Source organism: Cytobacillus oceanisediminis 2691, from assembly GCF_000294775.2.
GTDB classification, from domain to species: Bacteria; Bacillota; Bacilli; order Bacillales; family Cytobacillaceae; genus Cytobacillus; species Cytobacillus pseudoceanisediminis.
Window position 1 is genome coordinate 2,787,718 of record NZ_CP015506.1, and the last position, 21,899, is coordinate 2,809,616.

Genomic DNA, 21,899 nt, shown 5'->3' on the forward strand with positions numbered 1-21,899 from the left:
CGAGCCTATTTTGGAAAATGGGCAGCATTAGTGGTTAGAGATTAACTGCATTTTTTCATCGTTATCATTGGGATTAACTACCGTTTTTTCTAAGGCAGCCTCCTTTCGGCTTTATTCATTCGGATTAACTACCATTTTCCCTATGGCCGATCGATTTTAGGCGTTACTCGCTCGGATTAACTACCATTTTTCCTATGGCAGCTCTCTTTTCGGCTTCATTCATTAGGATTAACTACCATTTTTCCAATGGTAGCTCCCTTTTCGTCGTTATTCATTAGGATTAAGTACCGTTTTTCTATGGCAGCTCTCTTTTCGTAGTTATTCACCCGGATTAACTACCATTTTTCCTGATGCCTCTCTTTTTTCGGTGTTATTCATTCGGATTAACTACCATTTTTCCTATTGTAGCTCCCTTTCGTCGTTATTCATTCGGTTTAACTACCGTTTTTTTATGGCAGCTCTCTTTTCGTCGTTATTCACCCGGATTAACTACCATTTTTCCTGATGCCTCTCTTTTTTGGTCGTTATTCATCTGGATTAACTACCATTTTTCCTGATGCCTCTCTTTTTGGTCGTTATTCATCTGGATTAACTACCATTTTTCCTAAGACAGCTCTCTTTTCGGCTTTATTCACTCGGATTAACTACCATTTTTCCTAAGGCAGCTCTCTTTTCGTCGTTATTCACCCGGATTAACTACCATTTACTCAAGGTAGCTCTCTTTTCGTTGTTATTCATTCAGATTTACCACCATTTTTCCTAAGGCACTTCCCCTTTCGCCTTTATTCACTCGGTTTAACTGCCATTTTCATTAAGATATTCAATTTGGCCCTCAATCCCCATCTCCTCTTAAAATCACCTCTTCACACAAAGAAGAGAGATGGCCCTAAGCCATCTCTCTCCCCTTTATGCTGGTGCATCTATTTCATCTTCAGCAATGTGTTTTTCGTTATATTCCACATCTTTGCGTGCATTGTAGCGGTCTGCTTTTTCAAGGGTAACCGTGATGTTATAGTCAGGGATACCTGCGAATTTTTCGTAGCGGCCTCTTGGCAATAGGAAGTTTCCTTCCGGGAAGTGGACTTCGACGTTGCCGCGGGCGATGTCGACGAATTTGGCTCTTCCCTGAAATACACCGAATCCATTGTATAGGACGATCCCTTCACCTTCTGCAATGCTTAAGTCCTTTCCATCTTCTGCGTTCATTAATACATCATATCGTCCGGCTCCATTCAGCGGGTCCACCTCTTTATAGACCATGGAATTAAACTGCTTCCCGCGGCGTGACGTTACAATGAATTGCCCTTCCTTCTTTCCAAGGTCTGGAATATCCACAGTAATAAGTGTGCCTTTCCCATCCGGAGTAGGGCAGATGCCATCCTCGCATAACCATGCTCCGCCCCACTGGAAGACATCTCCTGCTTTTTTCAGATGCTGGATGCCATCATAACTAGGGTTAGCCACAGCAATTTCATCACGGATTTGCTGTGCATTTTTAAATTCAACGAGATGAGCAGTTTCAGGCTTTACACGTTTGGCAAGATCAATGTAGATCTTCCACTCCTCGCGTGCCTCTTCAATTTTATTTTTATTCCCTTCAATTTCCGGACTGAAATACACCATGCGTTCCGTTGAAGTGGACGTACCGCCGCCCTCTTGCTCGTACCTGGTTTTAGCAGGAAGAACGATGACCGCTTCTTTCGCATCAACCAGTGTAGACGTATTTAAAATAATATCCTGGTGAACACGGATATCCAGTTCAGATAGAGCTTTTTCAATAAAATCAGGATCTGGCATTGTCTCAAGGAAGTTGCCGCCTGAAAGATAGTAAAGCTTGATTTTCCGTTCATGGTCTTCTGGAAGCAGGATATTCTCCAGTGTCACCCCGACAATATCACCCTGCCATTTCTCAAGCTCGAATCCCCAAAGATTTTGAATGCGGGTAAAATTGTCTCCGTAAAAGTCACCGCCAGGCAATACGAATGGATCTGCCCCCATTTCACCGCTTCCCTGCACAGATGAATGTCCGCGGAATGGCATAAGCCCATTATGCTTTCGGCCCAGATGACCGCGAAGCAGCGCAAGATTGGCAACCTGTGAGATGTTATCAGTCGCAAAAGAATGCATGGTCAGGCCAAGAGCCCAGGCATAGACGGCATTTTTGCTGTTCGCAAGCAGTTCAGCAAGCTCGATGATACGCTCTTTGCTTACACCAGAAGATTTAATAATCTCTTCCCATGACTGCTCTTTTACTTTCTTTTTCAAATCTTCATATCCATTTACATGCTCGTTCACAAACTTATGATTGATGGCAGAACCGCGCTCCGCTTTCTCCATTTCAAACCAGTGTTTCATGATCCCGTGCATAAAGGCAATATCTCCGCCGATATTTACCTGATAAAAATCATCTGCAATTTTTGTGCCGAACAAAGCAGATTCAGGATTTGACGGAATCCAATATTTGTCCATTGCCGGCTCTCTGTATGGATTGACGACGATAATTTTTGTGCCGTTCTTCTTCGCTTCAAGCATATATTTGGATGAAACAGGCGAGCTGTTTGATGCCACACTGCCCCAGAATAACAGGACATCCGTTCCGATCCAGTCAAGATAGTTGGCTGTGGAAGCTCCTACTCCAATGGAACGCTTTAAAGCGGTTTTAGAAGGCGAATGGCAAATGCGGCTCGCATTATCGATGTGATTCGTTCCAAGGAAGCGGGCAACTTTGCCGGCCACATAATAAGATTCATTCGTAATTCCCCTGCTAGTCAGGTAGAACGCATACTGTTTAGGATCGAGCACCTTCATTTTTTCAGCAATCATGTTCATGGCATCATCCCAAGTAATCCGGGAGAATGTGCGCTCTCCTTTTCTGCGGATCATTGGATAAGGAATGCGGCCCAATTTACGAAGCTCGGTGCTGTCATATTTGCGCAGCTCATCGATATCGGCATGCAGAATTTCCGGTTTGATTGCTCCGGCAGTATTCAAACGAAGGACATTTAACCTTGTTGTACATACGTGCGGCCCCTTAAGTGTCTGGTCATAAAGACCGGAAACGCCAAGGGCACATCCGTCACACACACCTTTCGTTAAAATATTTGCGGCATACCCAATATTATCTTTGTTTTCCCATAGGATTTTTGCTGTATCCCTCATATGTTTCGGCTTTATTTTACCAAGACCAAATGGAATTGGGCTCACCCAATGCTTCGGATCCGGCATTGCCTTTTTATTCTGAGGTCCTGGATGTTTTGTTTTTCCCACCTGAAACACTCCCTTGATTTTTTCTATTTAATAGAGATCCTGAATCTCTTAATTTCCAATGTTCAAATAGCATTTATTATTGTATATGGGTAAATGGAATAAATTTGCCCTTTTTTCATAAAAAACCACCGCAAAAAGCCTCTAATTAATAGTTGCTGATTTCTGCGGCGGTTAGTCTTTAGCAGGTTCGCTGCCAAGTGCCATACCAATAGAAAAGCGGAAGCGGGGCTGAATGCTTTTCCATGCTGTTTTTATTAAATTTAACCTGCCATACGCTCACTTGCTTCATATTGCTTGCGCAATTTTTTAATATCAAAACGGATCAGGATTGACACAATGAGTGCAATCACAAAAAGTCCTGCAAAGCTAGTTAGACTTGAAGCATAGCTTCCTGTTGAATCCTTCATCCACGCTGCGAACATTGGACCAGCAAGTCCTGCGGCAGCCCATGCTGTAAGAATGTAGCCGTGAATGGCGCCAAGCTGCTTTGTTCCGAAAACGTCACCGATAAATGCCGGGATGGATGAGAATCCGCCGCCATACATGGTGTACACAATGGCCAGCATAATCTGGAAAAGAATGGCTTCTTTTGTTATCGGCAGCAGCAGGAATAGGGCAATCTGTGATACAAAGAAAATCGTATACGTGTTTGGGCGACCGATATAATCAGAAATGGATGCCCATGCCAGACGGCCAAGTCCATTAAAGATGCCGAGTACGCCGACAAGCGTGGCTGCTTCTGCCGTTGTCAGGCCTATGCTTTCCTGTGCCAGCGGCTTTGCAGCTGACAGAATCGCAATACCACAAGTTACATTAATGAATAGCATGATCCATAAATAATAAAACCGGGATGTCTTTACTGCTTCATTCGCCGTTAACTGTGCCAAATCCTGTTTGATTTTGATTTTTCCGGCTGCAGCTTTTTCTTTCATGCCTTCAGGTGCCCAATCGGCAGGCGGTCTTTCTAAATATAAAGATGATAATGTCATGATGATTAAGTAAGCTGCTCCTAAAATAAAGAACGTGTTAGCTGTCCCAACAGATTTAATCAGTCCATCCATGACCGGGCTCGCTACCGCTGCAGCGAAGCCAAATCCCATGATGGCAAGGCCGGTTGCGAATCCGCGGCGGTCCGGGAACCATTTTACGAGTGTAGAGACCGGTGCAATATAGCCGACTCCCAAACCAATACCCCCAAGAACACCGTAGGTTATGTACAAAAATGGCAATGATCCCATATTTACTGCCAAACCGGCACCAAGCATGCCGGCTCCAAAGAATCCTGCTGCCAGAAGGCCAGCCTTTTTGGGACCATGCTTTTCAACAAAGTGGCCAAGGAATGCGGCTGACAACCCCAAAAATAGAATCGCCAAACTGAAGGTCAGCTGTACCTCCTTTGATGTCCAGCCAAACTGCTCAATCAATGGATTGGTAAAGTTGCTCCAAGCGTAAACCGAACCGATTGAGATATGAATCCCTACGGCCGAGGCGGCAATCAGCCACCGATTTTTTGTCTTTTTCACTCTTTTTCCCCCTCATAATGCTCGTATCCTGCTTTTTAAAGCGGTTACAGGATTGTTTCTTGAAATAAAAAAACCGTCAATCTCTCCCGCATTCCCGAATTTGGGTATGCGGAAGCAGGATTGACGGTTAGTATCAAGCAGGATTCGCTGCCTAAAGGACCAACTGTTAATCAAAATGGAATCTGATGACATTTTAACCGACGACAGGTTCGCTATCTCAAATCAAAATGTGACAGATTTTTGAACTATTAAAAATCATATCACTTTGAAATAACATGTTCAAGCCCTTTTTAGCAATTTTTCACTATGGCAGTGTTGGTTATTATACAAAATAACTCCGGAAACGATTCCCGGAGTTCTTTCTATTTATCTCCCTTTTTTTACATCATGCAGCAGATCCGGATGGTTTGTGAACATGCCGGTTACTCCCCAATTAATCAGCTGCTTCATTCTTTCCTTGTCGTTGACAGTATACGGGTGCAGTTCAAGGCCGCTGTTCACAACCTTTTGCACATATTCCTCATTTAGATACGTATGATTAGGACCGATGCCCATTGCATACTGCTTGATTTCCTTAATCTCTGCCTCGGTAATTTCTGCGTTTGCTTTATAAGAGATTAATTGAACCAGCTTAATGGAGGGGTCCAATTCATTCATCACTTTAAGACTTTGAGAGCTAAAAGATTGGACAAGCAGTTTCTCTTTATTAATCTTATACTTATCAACCAGTCGAAGCAGTTCTTTTTCCATGCCAGGATAAACATCCGGTGATTTTGTTTCAATGTAGTAGCTGTTGTTTTTTCCAAATTTCTTGAAAACCTCTTCAAGTGTCGGCACCTTTAAGCCTTCGTATTCCGCTTTTGATGCATACGGGTACTTTTCGTTGAACCAGCTGCCTGCATCAAGCTGCTTTATTTCGTTTAAAGTGTAATCCTTTACGGACCCTGTACCATTAGTCGTCCGGTCAAGCGTCACATCATGCATCGCAATGAGATGACCATCCTTTGTCATCTGCAAATCAATTTCAATATAATCCCCATGCAATTTCTCGCCCATGTCATATGAAGCGATGGTATGCTCAGGTGCATAAGCAGAAGCTCCGCGATGTGAAACATTTACAATGTCCTTATGTATATCTTTTGCCAATGCCGCACCTCCTCCAAACGCATTTAGCCCAATAACTGCTGCACCAATAACAGAAATCATTCTCTTCTTCAAAGTCTCCGTCCCCTATCTATAATGGTTTACATATTAAGAATAGGGACGAAATATTAACCCTGTGATAATTCGATGTAAAATCTGGAAGAATAATAGATTACAGGAATATTAATACAAGCATTTCGGAATAGGTCTCTTTCACTAGAAAATCCATATTGTAGAAACTTGTAATCTTTTTATAAGTTTTGTCGAATCTGTTTATTTGCGGTTTAATTTGTCGATAATAGAATATAGTATTTCATCCCCTGATTAGGAGCCGAATCAATGACCACACCTTCGACTGCTATAAAAAAACTTCATCATGACATCGATGCCCTGCGCAAAAAGATGATTTCTGTTGGAAAAAGAAAGGGATTGTCACACCCTGAAACGCTTATGTACTCAGAGGAGCTCGATAAGCTCATTTATAAAGTGCAGCGAAGCAAATTCATCCATTAGAACATCCCCGGTTATTACCTCAAAAGTAATAAATATTCCATAAAACGCACACTCTTATAAAAAGGGTGTGTTTGTTTTATGATTGACGCTTAATCGTAGAAAAACATCCGTTCACTTAAGCATTTTTATTGAGAAAAGCTAAAAATATAGCCATAATGATATGGATAACAACTATTAGGAATTGGAGATCTTATGAAGAAAAAATTCATGATTTTATTAGGAATCGTCCTTCTTGTTCTGACAGCCTGCGGTAAAGATCAGGCACAGGAAGCGATCACCTTAAAGGACCAGACCGGTAATGAAGTTACCTTCCCGCAGGACAAGCCAAGTGTTTTCTTCTTTATCACTACATACACCTGAGGACTCTGTCAGCAGCAACTGGTCGAGTTGCATCAGAATATGGATAAATTAGAAGGCTTGGACGTCAACGTGTACATCGTAAGCAATGATCAGCCTGAGCAGCAGCTTGAGCTGTATAATGCTCTTGAAGAAAAAATGGGACACAGCCTCCCATTTGTGTCAGACCCTGAAATGCAGCTCATTGAAAGGGCTGATATGAAAAATGGCGAATCAGCCTATAGAGGCTACGCTTTAATGGATACAAAAGGCAATATTGTGTTCAACAAGGTCAATGACCATTGGGGAGAAGAAATCGATAAAACCGCAGAAGATATTAAGAAAGAATATGAGGGGCTTTCCAAATAAAGACGAAAAAAAAACACGCTTGAGAGCGTGTTTATGAATCCCTGTCTCTATTTGTGAACTGGAGCATGGCGATAACAAACATACCGAAACTGATCATCAAAGACAACACTTCAAAGGTACCCATTTATACATCGCCTCCTTATCTTCAGCCTTCCCGGAACCAAACTTGTCCTATACTCAGGATAAGTGCCCATTTGAAAATCCGTCCAAAAGGCCTAAAAAGAGCCAGCCGCATTGCAAAATTGCATGTGACTGGCTCTTTTTTTGTGAAAAGCCGCTATTTTCTTATGCTTGCCTCGAAAGTTGCCCTATCTTAATGCGCGTTTTTATCAGATTTATTTGTGAAAAGCTTGAATTTACATATGCTTTCCAAATTTATGTGCGGATAAGGGATTTTTACTTGCGGATAGAAAAATTTATTTGCGGATAAGCGATTTTTACTTGCGGATAGAAAAATTTATGTGCGTTTAGCTCTTATACCGACCTTTCCTTTCTGGATGTCAACGGAATCCGGACATGTTTTCTTCTAATTGAATCAACACTTAAATATAATTCAATGATCAATAACATTAAAATGATCCAAACGCCTGTATTCAATATTACTGCCTGTACCGGGGTTTCTATGAAAAAGGTAAACGTAAAGAACATCGCAAAAGTGAAGATTCGGCTCCACTGTGTCACATCGTATGTGAAGATGCCTTCCTTCAAGCCATATATTAGACTGCGGCAAATCGCCCTTGCTATTTCAATAATCTCCACCACAATGAAAACCAGGAAAACGGCAAGCCAAAACCACGCAGCCGCCTGTTGGGTTACAAGGCCGGATTTGAACATGGCGAGCCCGCTGATGGACAGGGCACCGTGAAAAATACAATTGGTATTATTCCAATCTTTCGCAATGTTCCAGCCGCGTATGGCATAACGTTTAAGAATAAACCACGCACTAATGAAGTAAAAAAGCAGCCCTAAAAAAATAAGAGCGGCATTCAGAAATCCAGGTACATCTGCAAAGACAGTATTGAAAAGGAGAACAAGAGATTGTGTGCTGACCGCCGTCAGCAGCAAAACTCCATGCGTCTGCTGACCAATAGATGTATCCTTGAGCTCTTTGAAGCCTATTAAACTAATCCCAATATAAATAATCCATAATCCCGCATTCAGAATGGCCAGCGCCTGGACTTCTGCACCTGCTCCAAATTGCTTGCAGAACATGATTCCGCAAATCGACGTGCCGGCCACCCAGGTTCCAATGCCGAAACGGTTAATTGGATTAATGTAATGCAGCTTCTTAAACTCTCCTTTATAAATGGTCATGCCGATCGAAACTAAGATGGCCATCCATAAGGCTATATCTGCTATGCTGATAATCTTGCCGATGCTCCCCAAAAAGAAGGACAAACCGAAGAAATTCAGTAAAACACCCTGTGTCACAATGCCAAACGCCATCACAGCCGCCATTGCAGCAGTATTAATATTTATTTTTTTACGAATGATAACGAAAACAGCCCCTATAAACAAAAGGCCCAGCAAAATGAAATAAAACACTATAATCACCGTTAGAATGGATTTTATTATAATTATAACATCCTATGCATGCGCTGCGGATAATAAAAAAACAGCACATTTTCATGCACTGTCAGGTCCCGCTCCACCATTTAAATTAAAACGATGTTTCCGTTTTGATCATCTTCTGCATGTATCGAATCCCCTTCATAGGGGAGTTCTATCTCAATCTTGGTGCCTTCCCCAACTTTACTTTCGACTATTAAGCGGCCATTATGGTTTTCGATAATTTTGTAGCAAATCATCAGTCCCAGCCCTGTTCCTTTTTCCTTTGTCGTATAAAAAGGTTCCCCCAGACTTGAAATCCGGTCTTCTGATATGCCAACACCCTGATCGATGAATTGAATGGAAATAGTGTTGCCGGACTTTTTAAACACTTTAATGTTTAACTCTCCTCCGCCTGGCATTGCTTCAATGGCATTCTTAATAATGTTGAGGAATACTTGTTTCAGCTGGTTCTTTTCACAATGAATCATTGGGGCGTGAAGATTATTTTCTGCTGCTATTTCGACATTGTTTAATACGGATTGGGTGCTGCTCAAAAGAATCACTTCGTTGATTAATTTAGTAAGGTCCTGCTTTTCGAAAATGTCTGCAGTCGGCTTTGCAAGCACTAAAAATTCGCCGACGATTCCATTTATGCGGTCCAATTCTGAAAGTACAATGTCAAAGTATTCATCTTTCTGGCTATTTGACTTGAAGAGCTGAACAAACCCTTTGATCGAAGTAAGAGGATTACGGATTTCATGAGCGATTCCAGCTGCCATTTGGCCAAGAAGTGCCAGCTTTTCTGATTTCTGCAGGAGCTTTTCCTGTTCCTCTTTTTTATCAGAAATATCAGTTCCAATTGAGAGTATGGCCTCTTTCCCTTCAAATTCAACATAAAGTGATGAAACTTCAAAAAATCTAGTGGTTCCATCAAAACGTTTTATTTTATATTCTATATTGTTTAAAAGCTGCTTCTCTGACTTAATGTACTGATAACGCTCCTGCAAACGTCCCATATAGTCCAACTCTATAAAGTCAAGCAGCGACCTGCCAATTAATGCACCTTTATCTGATGACGACAATTCGGCAACTGCAGTCGAGTTTGCATACAAAATTTCAAAGTCCTTATGTATGAGCACGGAAACCGGCAGTGATTCCAGAAGCAATTTGTGGCTCTTCTCGCTGGCCCGCGCTTTTTCTGCGTAGTACCTGCTTTTGTCAAACTGCCAGCCGACAAACCAGGCAATACAGGTAAATAGAATAAAATCAAAAGTAAAAAACGTTTCCTGCGAGAAAATGGTTTGATATGAGGTAAATAAAACCGAAATAAGCACAAGTGAAATTTGACCTGTCCGTTTACTCATATATTCCTCTTTTTTGTGTTTTTTCTATTATTTTAGCATCAATTGTGAGGTTAACGATATCATTTTCAAAAAAATTTATCTATTAAATTCTATAAAAAAACCCGCCCGGGGACCCGAGCAGGTTAAAATCTGGCTATTTTTTCTTCGGTGCAAGCTCTACTGCCTGACGCATGGCTTCCATTAAGCTTTTCTCGTCAGCTATGCCTTTTCCGGCAATATCGAAGGCTGTACCATGATCAACGCTTGTACGAATGATGGGAAGGCCGACGGTGATATTAACCCCGGCATCCAGCCCTAATACTTTAACTGGCCCATGACCCTGATCATGATACATGGCTACGACAATGTCAAAATCGCCGCGGACAGCTCTGAAAAATAATGTGTCAGCCGGCAGCGGCCCTACAGCATTAATCCCCTCTGCCTGTGCTTTTTCCACTCCAGGAATGACTTTTTCTTCCTCTTCGCCATACCCGAATAATCCATTTTCGCCTGCATGAGGATTGATTCCGCAAACAGCAATTTTAGGTGATTCAATGCCTGCTTTTTTCAATGTGTCATGGGCTAGCTTCAGCACGTGGTACACTCTTTCAGGATTGATCATTTTAACTGCATCAATAATTCCGACATGTGTTGTCACATGAATAACCCTTAAGTTTGGTGCAGATAGCATCATGGAATAATCTTTTGTATCGGTCAAATCCGCTAAAATTTCTGTATGGCCTGGATACATATGGCCGCCCTTTTGCAAGGCTTCCTTGTTTAAAGGTGCAGTGCAGATCGCATCAATTCGATTTTCTTTTGCCATTTCGATCGCTTTAGCCAAATATTGAAATGCTGCGTCTCCAGCTTCAGGAGATACCTGGCCAATGGGAAGGTCTTCCGGCAACAGGTCCAAATCAAGGCAATGTACTACTCCATGCTTAAAAGGGATCTCGTTTATCTGCTCTGCCGTTACTGTTTCAATAATAAGCCCGCTGTCAACAAATGATTTGGCCCGTTCTAAAATTTTTCTATCACCAATGACAAGCGGGTTGCTTATTTCATACATTTCAGCCTCTGCCAGGCTTTTTAAAATAATTTCCGGCCCTACACCCGCTGCATCCCCCATTGTAATGCCTACTACTGGTTTAGTTTGACTCATTGCACTCAACCTTTCTTGTCATATAATGTATTGCGTTAGCCAGGGATTGCTCATTTCCGAATCCCCCTGCTTTTGTAACAGCCCAATAGCTTCTTTCTTTGCTGCGCAATCGGCCAAAAGGGAGACCCGGTTCTATTTCTGTATGGAGCTCCATTTCCTGAATACCCAATTCTGAACAAGCAGCTTTTGCAATGTCTCCGCCTGTTAAAATCAAGCCGTCGAGTTCCGGGAACTTATTTACAAGTCTGTTTGCAATTTGCCCTAGTCCCATGGCAATCCTTTCACCAATCTGCTTTCCTGATAATCCTATTGCTTCTCCCGCTATACGGGCTGCATCCCGGTTCTGATCTGAAGAATCCACATAAACAACAAAATGGCTATTATCCTGGTTTTGTCCAATTTCTTCAATGACTTCTTCAAGATCCACTGTCTGATTAACCAATTGGACAGGATTGATTTCTGCAAAATAAGATTGATCAAGTTCTCTAATCCGGGTAAGCTGTTTTTTTGTAACCTGTGACAGACTCCCTGAAACTGTGAGTGTTTTCCTGATGTTATTCTCCTCATGATCATTTTCATGATGAGATCTAAGCTTTAGAGCATCTGGTAAATATTCAACTAGAGCACCAGAGCCAGTCCAAATCGTTTTTTTCTGAACGCTTGTGAAAATCTCGGCAATTACCTGCAGATCCTCTTCCCTTTCACTGTCGCAAACAATCCAGGTTTTCCCCGCCGCAACAGCTCTTTCAATGAATTCAAGAATATCTGCTTTCTCTCCCCGGATCAATTCCAGATCAAGCAATGCAATATCTTTTCCTGCATTCTTATTTAACAAGCGAGGAAGAAAGCTTTCCGTTACAGGTGTCTTTGGATCCCTTCCAAACTCTGTTTCTGTAATCAGTTTACCATTTACATAATGATGTCCAGATACCGTTGTACGATTCATTTTTGGAAAAGCAGGGGCAATAACAATGATTTCCGGGCGATATACCCCTTCAAGCGCTGCCAGTTCAGCTGCTATATTTCCTCTTAAAGTTGAATCTACTTTTTTATAGACATGAGCATAGCCTTTTTCAAAAAGAAGAGAAGCAGCTTTTTCCACTGCTTCATATGCTTCTTCTTGTGTTTTTGCACGGCTATCAGTATCAACAATTAAGACATCAGGGTCAGATTGAATGTTTTTCCCGGTATAATCCATCATAACAGTGGCAGTCAGCCCTTTTTTCGCCAGCTGCACTCCTGAATCATTAGCACCAGTCAAATCATCCGCAATAATGCCAAATTTTTCAAACACAAGAACCACATCCTTTAGCCGTTAACTTTCGTCAGGTTTCCTTCTTTAAACTCATATCCTTTTCTCTCTAGACGCTTAACCAAAAACGCTATATACAGCGGAAGCAGGATTGCGGTTGTCACTGTAGATGCCGCAACCTGAACTGTAGCCAATTCAGCATACTGTGCAAACCCTGCACTTGCTGCTGCAATGGCAGCAGGTGTTGCTACAGCATTACCGGCAGTTGAGCCTTCAGCAGCTCCTACAATTGGATTCCACTTAAACGCTTTAAACACTAAATATCCAGCTGTACCCGTTACGAATACTGTTAACAGGCCAAGGATAATACCTGATAGACCACCGTCTACAATAGCACTGAAGTCAATTCCCATTCCAAGGGCGAAAGCGAAAAATGGAATGAGCATGGAGCTGCCATTATCAAGGAATGCACGCATTTCTTCGTCTAAATTCCCTAATACCATACCTACGAGGATTGGAAGCAGTACGGCAATGAATGACTGCAATGAGAACATTCCATCAACAAAGCCCATTGCTCCAAAGATAGATAAGGCAACCATCGTTAAAAACGGACCGTCATTTAGAGCCAGCAATGAATAAGCTGCACGGTCTTCCTTGCTTCCATACTGGCCAACAAGTGCGACGAATAGGCCGCCATTACTGTTTGTCATAGCTGCAATAATCGCAATTGGAGCCAAACCCAGCCAAAGGCCATTTTCACCTGCAAACATGTAAGCGATTAACCCGAATGCCGCACCAACTACCCACTTCGTTGCTAAAAGGGTAGCCCCTTTCCCAATTGAAACACCAAATGATTTTACATTAATTTGAGCACCTGTACATAATAGGAATAAAGCGATTAAAGCTGATGCACCGTCAACAAACAATGCTTCAGTAAAATTCCCGATACGGAGCAAATCAGGTGCAAAAGTGTTAAGCACTGCTGCAATTAGCAACGGAACTACCATCATCCCGCCTGGAATACGCTCAAGAGTTGCTTTGATCTTCATAATTTTAACATCCCCTTTATATCTGTTTCAATTTTAAACAATTAGTGAAAACGATTACAGTTTCATATTAAACGCTTTCAATGCAAAATTCAACACATTTTACAGAAAAATAGTTTGGTATTTTCTAGTTTTTTATTTTGTGTTGCATTTTTAAACATATAATAAAACAAAAAAAGAAGCTGAATATTACTCCTTCAGCTTCCTCCACAATGTCGACCGATTAATACCTAACCGTTTTGACACCTTTGTTTGGTTTTGGTTTTCTTCCTTCATAACTGCTTCGATAATTCGTTTTTCAATTTGATCGAGTGTTCCGGTTAACAGACTATCTTCAATTTGGACAGGACGCTGCTTCCGATTCAGCTGTCTTGAAACCGTTTCTTTACTGATGATATAGCCTTTCTCAGCTGCCAAGACATCAAAAAGGAATGCTTTCAGCTCAGCGGTATTGCCAGGCCAGTTATAACGCTCCAGCAGCTCCATCGCATCCTCCCTTATTTTTACTGCGGATGTTCCATATTGCTGATGAAAATGTGCAATAAAGTATGCTGTTAAAGCTCTTATATCATCCTTGCGTTCTAACAGAGAGGGGATATAGATGCGAACTGTTTCTTCTTTAAAAAGAAGTGAGTACAACTCTTGAATTTCACTGGATAGAGAGAGGATCACTTCTTTCCCCGATTCTGCCCATTTCTGACACTGGTTGAGCAACCGGGATTTCTCTTCTGCAGAAATGTCCTCAGCGTCATAAATATATATGGATCGGATGTCGTCATCAAAGGGATTTAAGCCTCTTCTTGCTTCCTTTGCATGTATAGAAAGAAACAAACCGGCCCCCTGGTGCTTTAAGTAATGGATATAGCGTGCTAATAATCCTTTTCCAGTGCCTGCAGCACCAATTAAAAGCCATAGATTTCGGTTTTTTCCTGCAGATATGGCAGCCAGACAATCTTTCATTGCTTCACTTTCATGGATGATCATCGGCAGCTGAGATACTGATTCCACGTTAAGATTTTCTGAAGAACTCTTTATATCATTAAGCTCTTTAATAATAAATTGAGTATAAGTTTCACCGGCAATTTCAAGGCTTGAAACCTGAACTTTAAGCATATCTCCCTTTATACCTTCAATCATTACAACGGATTCTGCATTTCCCTTCCGGTGTACAAGACTCTGTAAATCACTCAAGAGTATGGGAGGGGAAGAAAAAGTATTCCATTGTTCAAATACACATTCAGCATTACGGTTAAAAAGGATTATATTGTCAGTATTCTCCTTAATAATTGCCCTGAGCAGGTCGTTTTCCTGCTGTTTTCTGCGAAACGAATCATACAGGGATTTCGCTTTTTGAAACGCATCAAAGATGGCTTCACGTCCGGATTGTATCAGGATTCCCTCGAGCCCTGCTTTAGCAGCAGCCTCAACAGTTACAACATCCCCCATGATCAATTCAAAACCCTTGGACCTTAATTCATGAACAAGGGCTTCTACTTCCTCTTCCTTTTGAATCGTAAAAACCTCTATACCAATATCCAATATGTCAGTAATCGTTTTGGCGCCAAGCGTTATGTTGGAAAAGCCGACAATCGCTTTCTTCCCTGGAAAATCATTGGCAAGGGTTAACACCCGAAGCATATCGTACCCGGATACCTGAATATCAATAACAGGGATATTTGTTTCCTGTTGGACCAGCTTTGCTGTTCCACCCCTGCTGATGATCATATCAATGCCTTCAGATTCGGCATTTTTCACATGCGGGAGTGCCTGCCCCAAGTTTCCAGTTGCTATTTTAATGTCCAAATCTTTTTCCTCTTTCCTGCATTCCTTAATTAATGGAAGCATAGCAGGATAAGGGGCAATAAATAATGTCTTTATTTTCATCACATTCACCTAAATGTATCTTACCATTCATTTCTAAACGACACCAATAAATAGGAAAATGGCTCATTCGTTCTTATTAAAAGGAATGGCAGCTTATTTTTTTATCTGCCCATCCCCTTTCAAAATATATTTTGTCGAAGTCAGAGCCGGCAGTCCCATCGGACCGCGGGCATGGAGCTTTTGTGTGCTGATCCCGATTTCAGCGCCGAACCCAAACTCGAATCCATCTGTGAAGCGTGTGGATGCATTATGGTAAACTGCCGCTGCATCGACTTCATTCAGGAATTTTTCCACATTATCTGGGTTTGAAGAAACAATTGCCTCAGAATGTTTAGTGCCGTAGCGGTTAATATGAACGATTGCCTCATCCACGCTTTCCGCCACTTTCAACGCGACTTCCAAGCCTAAATATTCTGTGGCCCAATCTTCTTCCACAGCCGGAATGATCTTTTCTCCGCATACACCTTCATCGCCGTGAATGGTAACCCCTTTTTCCTCCAGAGCAAGCACAAGATCATTCAGGCCCCCCCACTCTCTGTGCACAATGATCGTTTCACATGCATTGCAAACGGAAGGACGCTGTGTTTTCGCATTGATGGCAATGTTTATCGCCATTTCCTTATCAGCACTTTCATCAATATAGACATGACAATTGCCTGCACCTGTCTCAAGTACTGGGACTGTAGAATTTTCAACTACTGTCTTAATAAGCTTTGCCCCTCCCCGCGGAATCAGGACATCCAGGTATTCGTTCAGTTTAAACATCCCCGAAGCGGTTTCCCGGCTCGTATCCTCAATAAGCTGCACAGCATCAGAAGGCAAGTCGCTCTTTTCCAATGCATGATGAATCACTTTCACAATTGCTTTATTCGAATGGATAGCAGTAGAACTTCCGCGCAGCATAACAGCATTCCCCGTCTTCAAACATAAGCTGGATGCATCGACCGTGACATTTGGACGCGCTTCATATATCATGCCGACAACGCCAAGCGGGACCCTTACTTGTGTAATGGCGAGTCCGTTCGGACGTTCCCATGAGGATAAAACCTCCCCAACCGGATCGTCCAGGTGAGTAAGCTGGATTAATGCGTCCGCCATATCCTGAAGGCGGGCTTCATTAAGCCGAAGCCGGTCGAGCAATGATTCATTCATTCTGTTGTTTTTTCCCGCAGCAAGGTCTTTTTCATTTTCGGCTAAAATAAAGTGCTTCTCAGCCATTAGCTGTTTTGCAATTAATGCCAATGCCTGGTTCTTTTGGTCCGTCGACATTTTCGCCATCTTCCCCGCAGCTATCCTTGCTTTTTCCCCTTTTTGAATCAATTCCATTATCTCGTCTCCCTTCTTTTTTGGCTTACCCAATGATCACGATGAATGACCACACTGCGATCACTGTTGGCGATCACCATGGCTTCAGAGCTTGGCAGGCCTTTGATTTCGCTCAATTCCTCAGATGAAAAATTAACCTGGCCTTTGCCGATAATGACTCCTTTTGGCCCTACAACTTCAACCACATCATTTACCAGAAAGTGCCCGGTTATGTTCGTAACCCCAGCAGGCAGAAGGCTTTTTCCTTGCGATAACATCGCGTGTGCCGCACCCTGGTCCACTTCAATTTTCCCATTAGGTACTGAATGCAGAGCCAGCCACTGTTTGGATGTCCTAACGCTCGCCTTTGAACTGTTGCCAACATAGGTGCCGTTCCCTTTTCCATTGAGGATATCGACTAATTTTTCCCGTCCGCAGCCAACTCCAATAAACACCTGCACTCCCAGCGCCAGCGCTGTCCGTGCCGCCTCCAGCTTTGTCACCATACCGCCGGTCCCTACCTTGGAGCCCGAACCAGAAGCAGCTTTCACCATTTCTTTTGTGATTTCTGTGATAAAATGATATTTTTTCGCATTGGGGTTTGTCCTCGGATTTGAATCATAAATGCCGTTGATATCTGTCAGAATGATTAAATGCTGTGCTTGAACAAGTCCGCTTACGAGAGCAGAAAGCATATCATTATCGCCAAATGCCAGCTCCTCCACCGACACCGAATCGTTTTCATTAATGATCGGGAGAATATTTCGCTTTAAAAGCTCCGCTAAAGTTGCATGTGCATTTTGATATTGCTCTTTGTGCAGGAAGTTCTGCCGTGTGAGCAGCAGCTGTGCAGCTACAATCCCATGCTTCTTACACTCTTCGGTATATCCCTGCATCAGCAGCCCTTGCCCGACTGCAGCAGCCGCCTGTTTTCCGGCGATGGTCACAGGCCGGGAAGGATAGCCCAAATCAGCAAAACCTGCTGCTACTGCCCCAGATGAAATCAGGATGACATCATGGCCAAGCTGTTTTAAACGGGAAAGTGCAGCTACATGCTCCTCAAGTTTTTCGATGCAAAGTCCTCCATTTGTATTTGTCAGTGAACTGCTTCCTATTTTGACGACAATTCGTTTCCTTTTCACGCTATCCACCATCCAATCAAATAAAAAAAGCCCTCCCATCCCTTTAAAAAGGACGGAAGAGCTTTGTCTTTCGCGGTACCACCTTCATTGGCACTTCACACAGCAAGTGCCCGCTTTGAAAATCCTTTAACGCAGGAAATTCGGCCAGGTTTGCCTGGCAGCTCAAGGGCTAGGTTCAATAGCTTTGCAGGCTGCAGGATCTTTCAGCCGGTGAATCCTGCTCTCTTTTAGCCTGAGTTCTACTTACTGGTTCCCTGTCATGGCTGTTGAATTCTTCTTATAATTAGAATTATTATGCATCCTTCGGTATTTTATGTCAATAATTAATTCGCTGATTTAAAGGATTAAAATCCCCAGACAAACTTTCTAACTGTGTGCAATACAGTATGATAAAGCAGGCACATTCGGGAATGCTAATAAAAAATGACTAGTGGGAGGATTTACATATGGAGTCAAACGGAAAGCAACTATCCATATTTTCTCTGGGCGGCATCAATGAAATTGGAAAAAACATGTATGTGATCCAATATGATGACGATATTGTCGTGATTGATGCCGGAGGGAAATTCCCTGACGAGACATTATTGGGGATCGATTTGATCATTCCGAACATCACATACCTTGAGGAAAACCGGGATAAAATCCGCGGGCTGATTGTCACTCATGGACATGAGGATCATATTGGCGGAGTTGCCTATCTTCTCAAAAAGATCAATATGCCGGTTTATGCGACCCGATTTACGCTTGGGCTGATTGAATTAAAATTAACGGAGCATCGCCTGATGGGTGATTCAGAGCTTATAACCATAGATTCTGACTCTAGCCTAGATTTCGGTAAAATAGGCGTTAGCTTTTTCAAGGTGAATCATAGCATCCCCGACTGTCTGGGCATTGTTTTCAAGACGCCAGAGGGCAATGTTGTCCATACCGGCGATTTTAAATTTGACTTAACCCCTGTAAATCAGGAGCATGCTGATATCCATAGGATGGCTGAAATTGGCCGCAGTGGAGTGCTGGCCCTGCTATCAGAAAGCACAAACGCTGAGCGGTCTGGCTTTTCGCCAACTGAACATATTGTCGGGGAAAACATTGAGGAAGCATTTATGAAAGCACCACGCAAGATCATCATCTCAACTTTCGCTTCCAATGTGAGCCGTGTTCAGCAGGTTGTGGCCGCTGCGATTAGAACAAACCGAAAGCTGGTCCTGCTTGGAAGGAGTATGGTAAATGTCGTGGATGTAGCTATTGAACGCGGTTACCTGACAGTTCCTGAGGGTATGATTGTGAATCCAAGAGAAGCGATGAATCTGGCTCCTGAAAAGGTGTGCATATTATGTACCGGCAGCCAGGGTGAACCGATGGCTGCCCTTTCACGGCTCTCTGCCGGAAATTATCGTGATGCAGAGATTCATCCTGAGGATACCGTGATTCTTGCAGCATCCCCAATCCCGGGGAACGAACGCGATGTCTCTAAGATTATCGACAACCTGTTCAAGCTGGGAGCCCGGGTGATATACGGTTCAGGAAGCTCAACAGGGATGCATGTGTCCGGCCACGGCTATCAGGAGGATTTAAAGCTTATGCTCACATTGATGAAGCCGAAATATTTTATCCCGATTCACGGTGAATATAGAATGCTTCACCATCATAAATTGCTTGCTGAATCCATCGGTGTTGAAACTGGGCATACATTTATCATTAAAAATGGGGATGTCGTTGATATCGAGAACGGAGAAGCACGCCAGACCAGGCGGGTACCTGCCGGAGATACTTATGTTGATGGAGTGGGGGTTGGTGACATTGGCAGCATCGTGCTCCGGGACAGAAAGCAGCTGTCCGAGGATGGGATGATTGTGATCGTACTGACCATGAGCAAGAATGAGCGCAAAATGATATCAAGACCTGATACGATATCCCGAGGTTTCGTCTACGCACGGGAATCCGAAGATTTGCTGAGAGAAATAAATCGGATTGCGGAGAAAACCGTCAATGATCTTCCAGAACAGGATAAAAGCCAGTGGAATGTCATCAAGCAGAGCATTAAGAAATCACTTGGGCAGTATTTATTTGAAAAAACAAAGCGCAAACCAATGATCCTGCCGATTATAATTGAAATATAAGCGAAAAGAGGCAAGCCTAAAACGGCTTGCCTTTATCGCAGTCTAATGCTCAGTAAGCCCCACCCTTTGATCCAGAGGTTCAGGTCTAACTGAGCATATAGGCCAGATTGGTTCAACTAACAATCAGTTGGGAAACCACCCGCTGATTGAAGCTTCACTCTATCTAAAGGGCTGCTTAACCGCGGCGTCCGCCTCGGCCGCCCCGCTTTCCTTCAGTATTGCGCTTTAATGAAGAAATATTTTCTTCACTCGATTTTAAGAATTTTGCCATTTTGTCTTCAAAGCTTTCCTTCGGCTTAAAGTTTCCTTTAGAACGGAAATCTCTGGAACCGCCGCGGCGATCATCTCTTCCCTGGCGCGGCGGGCGCTGAGAATAAGAAGATTGGCCTTCAGGTCTGTCCACTGCTTTTTTGATGGAAAGGGCAATTTTGCCTTCCTTCTCGCTAAGCACTTTAACAGTTACCTCATCGCCAACTTTTAAATGCTCATTCACATCTTTAACATAGCTGTCCGCTACCTCACTAATGTGAACAAGACCTGTCGTACCGCCTGGCAGTTCGACAAAAGCTCCGAAATTTGTAATACCTGTTACTTTTCCTTGTACCTTACTTCCAATTTCGATTGACAAAAAAACTTCCCCCTCGGTAGTGTTAACAACGTCTTATTATAACTTTTTTTAAAGATAATTTCAATGCCGGCGATATCCCTACGATATTCTACCCGTTAAAATTCGGGATAAATCATATTTTTTGTTCAAATTTAGTAAAATTTATATATTTAATTGCTTGTTGGGCCATTATTTCAGCCAATTTTGTATGCAGATGGCACACTTTTATATTGAAAAATATTTTTATGTGCAGATAAAAATTTTATGTGCGCATAACGCTTTTTTATGTGCGGAAGGATGATTTAATTAAAAATTTATTTTTATGATATATTGGCAAACAAAAAAAGCTCCTGAAACAGGAGCTTAAACCTTACACAGTATGACCTTCCTGAAGAACCTTCCTGCTGAAATGACGCTTCATTATAATCCCATACAGGGACGCCAATACCTGCTGAAAGAGCATGCCGATGACCACAGGAACAGCAACAGGAGCAGGAAAATAAGTAACTGCCAGGACGGAGCCAACGCTGATATTCCTCATCCCGCCATTAAACGTAACGGCCACAGTTGTGCCCTGATCGTATTTCAGTAAATTAGCGATGATGAAAGAGATAAGATAGCCCATAAACGCCACACAAAATACAGCAAGCCCGATGAGGACCAATTTAAGATTTACCTCCTTCAGATACGGGGCGACGACAGCTCCATTCAGCATGACCACAATGGCCATTCCTAGCTTAGAAAAAGGAGAGAGCCGGCTGCTCAAGGCTGCAGCGCTTTTTCCTGCAAATTGATTGAAGAGCATACCAAGAAAAGAAGGCAGAACAATCATGCCGAATAATCCAGCCATCATCGGCACAACATCGATCTGTACAGATTTCTGGAAAAATATCGACAATGTCAGCGGAACAATAAATGGTGACAAAAAGGTATCTACCAGAATGATGGACAATGTCAGCGGAATATTGCCGCGATAAATGGAAACCCAGATGAAGCTCGATATGCCGGTCGGAATGGCCATAGCCAATACCAGCCCGGTAATAGTTAATGAATCATCACCAAACGCAAGTTTACCTGTGCTCCATGCAAAGAGAGGCATCAAAATATGAAGCAGAAACAATATGAGGAAAAGCGGCTTTGGATGATGAAGGATTTCTTTTAAACTGCTAAAACTGGAGTTCAGACTGCCTGAAAACGTCATAAACGCAAAAACCCAAGGGATGATAAAAGCAAAATCCTTAATATAACCAGCGAGCATAACACCTAGAACCACGCTTATTGGAGTAATCAATGGCATCATTTTCTCCAGTTGTTTATTGATTTGAATTAGCACACT

Annotated in this window: 18 protein-coding genes and 1 other annotated feature; of the genes, 4 read left to right on the forward strand and 14 right to left on the reverse strand. The window is 42.6% G+C overall.

Going from position 1 to position 21,899, the window contains the following annotated elements; all coding sequences use genetic code 11:
- Nucleotides 1-906 precede the first annotated feature (906 nt).
- The 3 genes from A361_RS14155 to A361_RS14165 all read right to left on the reverse strand — a co-directional run bounded on the left by A361_RS14155 (nt 907) and on the right by A361_RS14165 (nt 5,996).
- A complete protein-coding gene (locus tag A361_RS14155) occupies nt 907-3,267 on the reverse strand; it encodes an FdhF/YdeP family oxidoreductase (protein ID WP_009334313.1) in 2,361 nt (786 codons plus the stop codon).
- Nucleotides 3,268-3,527: 260 nt separating this feature from the next.
- Nucleotides 3,528-4,790 (reverse strand): OFA family MFS transporter, encoded by a 1,263-nt coding sequence (locus A361_RS14160; protein ID WP_019381339.1) that lies wholly within the window; start codon nt 4,788-4,790, stop codon nt 3,528-3,530.
- 366 nt (nt 4,791-5,156) lie between these two features.
- Nucleotides 5,157-5,996 (reverse strand): glycerophosphodiester phosphodiesterase, encoded by an 840-nt coding sequence (locus A361_RS14165; RefSeq protein WP_372675461.1) that lies wholly within the window; start codon nt 5,994-5,996, stop codon nt 5,157-5,159.
- A 276-nt stretch (nt 5,997-6,272) separates the two neighbouring features.
- Here A361_RS14165 and A361_RS29410 point away from each other — a divergent pair, with 276 nt between their 5' ends.
- The 3 genes from A361_RS29410 to A361_RS14170 all read left to right on the forward strand — a co-directional run bounded on the left by A361_RS29410 (nt 6,273) and on the right by A361_RS14170 (nt 7,151).
- Nucleotides 6,273-6,446, forward strand: a complete 174-nt coding sequence (locus A361_RS29410) for an aspartyl-phosphate phosphatase Spo0E family protein (RefSeq protein WP_009334310.1) — start codon at nt 6,273-6,275, stop codon at nt 6,444-6,446.
- A gap of 192 nt (nt 6,447-6,638) precedes the next feature.
- Nucleotides 6,639-6,806, forward strand: a complete 168-nt coding sequence (locus tag A361_RS30510; protein WP_009334309.1) for a hypothetical protein — start codon at nt 6,639-6,641, stop codon at nt 6,804-6,806.
- A gap of 18 nt (nt 6,807-6,824) precedes the next feature.
- Nucleotides 6,825-7,151 carry a redoxin domain-containing protein gene (locus A361_RS14170; protein ID WP_226280775.1) on the forward strand — a complete coding sequence of 109 codons (327 nt, stop codon included), beginning with the start codon at nt 6,825-6,827 and terminating at the stop codon, nt 7,149-7,151.
- A gap of 31 nt (nt 7,152-7,182) precedes the next feature.
- Here the strand turns inward: A361_RS14170 and A361_RS31470 are convergent, their stop codons facing one another.
- The 9 genes from A361_RS31470 to proB all read right to left on the reverse strand — a co-directional run bounded on the left by A361_RS31470 (nt 7,183) and on the right by proB (nt 17,836).
- Nucleotides 7,183-7,275, reverse strand: coding sequence for a putative holin-like toxin (locus A361_RS31470; protein ID WP_019381338.1), 93 nt, complete (start codon nt 7,273-7,275; stop codon nt 7,183-7,185).
- Nucleotides 7,276-7,625: 350 nt separating this feature from the next.
- Nucleotides 7,626-8,705 (reverse strand): hypothetical protein, encoded by a 1,080-nt coding sequence (locus A361_RS14175; RefSeq protein ID WP_009334307.1) that lies wholly within the window; start codon nt 8,703-8,705, stop codon nt 7,626-7,628.
- Between the two features lie 101 nt (nt 8,706-8,806).
- Nucleotides 8,807-10,066 carry an ATP-binding protein gene (locus A361_RS14180; protein ID WP_009334306.1) on the reverse strand — a complete coding sequence of 420 codons (1,260 nt, stop codon included), beginning with the start codon at nt 10,064-10,066 and terminating at the stop codon, nt 8,807-8,809.
- A gap of 133 nt (nt 10,067-10,199) precedes the next feature.
- A complete protein-coding gene (pdxA, locus tag A361_RS14185; RefSeq protein WP_009334305.1) occupies nt 10,200-11,207 on the reverse strand; it encodes a 4-hydroxythreonine-4-phosphate dehydrogenase PdxA in 1,008 nt (335 codons plus the stop codon).
- Nucleotides 11,194-12,501 carry a four-carbon acid sugar kinase family protein gene (locus tag A361_RS14190; RefSeq protein ID WP_019381335.1) on the reverse strand — a complete coding sequence of 436 codons (1,308 nt, stop codon included), beginning with the start codon at nt 12,499-12,501 and terminating at the stop codon, nt 11,194-11,196. Before A361_RS14190 ends, pdxA begins: the two co-directional genes overlap by 14 nt.
- Nucleotides 12,502-12,515: 14 nt before the next feature.
- Entirely contained in the window at nt 12,516-13,508 is a 993-nt protein-coding gene (locus A361_RS14195) for a 2-keto-3-deoxygluconate permease (protein ID WP_009334303.1), read from the reverse strand.
- Between the two features lie 186 nt (nt 13,509-13,694).
- Nucleotides 13,695-15,389, reverse strand: coding sequence for a sigma-54-dependent Fis family transcriptional regulator (locus A361_RS14200; protein ID WP_019381334.1), 1,695 nt, complete (start codon nt 15,387-15,389; stop codon nt 13,695-13,697).
- Between the two features lie 93 nt (nt 15,390-15,482).
- Nucleotides 15,483-16,715 (reverse strand): glutamate-5-semialdehyde dehydrogenase, encoded by a 1,233-nt coding sequence (locus A361_RS14205; protein WP_019381333.1) that lies wholly within the window; start codon nt 16,713-16,715, stop codon nt 15,483-15,485.
- Nucleotides 16,715-17,836, reverse strand: a complete 1,122-nt coding sequence (proB, locus tag A361_RS14210; RefSeq protein WP_009334300.1) for a glutamate 5-kinase — start codon at nt 17,834-17,836, stop codon at nt 16,715-16,717. The genes A361_RS14205 and proB overlap by 1 nt, the downstream gene beginning before the upstream one ends.
- Nucleotides 17,837-17,881: 45 nt before the next feature.
- Nucleotides 17,882-18,106: a binding site (T-box leader), on the reverse strand.
- Nucleotides 18,107-18,282: 176 nt separating this feature from the next.
- Here proB and A361_RS14215 point away from each other — a divergent pair.
- Nucleotides 18,283-19,956, forward strand: a complete 1,674-nt coding sequence (locus A361_RS14215) for a ribonuclease J (RefSeq protein WP_019381330.1) — start codon at nt 18,283-18,285, stop codon at nt 19,954-19,956.
- A gap of 175 nt (nt 19,957-20,131) precedes the next feature.
- Here the strand turns inward: A361_RS14215 and A361_RS14220 are convergent, their stop codons facing one another.
- Nucleotides 20,132-20,584 (reverse strand): S1 domain-containing RNA-binding protein, encoded by a 453-nt coding sequence (locus A361_RS14220; RefSeq protein WP_009334297.1) that lies wholly within the window; start codon nt 20,582-20,584, stop codon nt 20,132-20,134.
- Between the two features lie 349 nt (nt 20,585-20,933).
- Nucleotides 20,934-21,896 (reverse strand): bile acid:sodium symporter family protein, encoded by a 963-nt coding sequence (locus A361_RS14225; RefSeq protein ID WP_019381329.1) that lies wholly within the window; start codon nt 21,894-21,896, stop codon nt 20,934-20,936.
- Nucleotides 21,897-21,899 lie beyond the last annotated feature (3 nt).

Excerpts from the sequence above, each read along its gene's own strand:
- pdxA (WP_009334305.1), bottom strand. The coding sequence starts at position 11,207 with ATGAGTCAAACTAAACCAGTAGTAGGCATTACAATGGGGGATGCAGCG.
- A361_RS14195 (WP_009334303.1), bottom strand. The coding sequence starts at position 13,508 with ATGAAGATCAAAGCAACTCTTGAGCGTATTCCAGGCGGGATGATGGTA.
- A361_RS14180 (WP_009334306.1), bottom strand. The coding sequence starts at position 10,066 with ATGAGTAAACGGACAGGTCAAATTTCACTTGTGCTTATTTCGGTTTTA.
- A361_RS14205 (WP_019381333.1), bottom strand. The coding sequence starts at position 16,715 with ATGGAATTGATTCAAAAAGGGGAAAAAGCAAGGATAGCTGCGGGGAAG.
- A361_RS29410 (WP_009334310.1), top strand. The coding sequence starts at position 6,273 with ATGACCACACCTTCGACTGCTATAAAAAAACTTCATCATGACATCGAT.
- A361_RS14215 (WP_019381330.1), top strand. The coding sequence starts at position 18,283 with ATGGAGTCAAACGGAAAGCAACTATCCATATTTTCTCTGGGCGGCATC.
- A361_RS14200 (WP_019381334.1), bottom strand. The coding sequence starts at position 15,389 with ATGAAAATAAAGACATTATTTATTGCCCCTTATCCTGCTATGCTTCCA.
- A361_RS14165 (WP_372675461.1), bottom strand. The coding sequence starts at position 5,996 with ATGATTTCTGTTATTGGTGCAGCAGTTATTGGGCTAAATGCGTTTGGA.
- A361_RS30510 (WP_009334309.1), top strand. The coding sequence starts at position 6,639 with ATGAAGAAAAAATTCATGATTTTATTAGGAATCGTCCTTCTTGTTCTG.
- A361_RS31470 (WP_019381338.1), bottom strand. The coding sequence starts at position 7,275 with ATGGGTACCTTTGAAGTGTTGTCTTTGATGATCAGTTTCGGTATGTTT.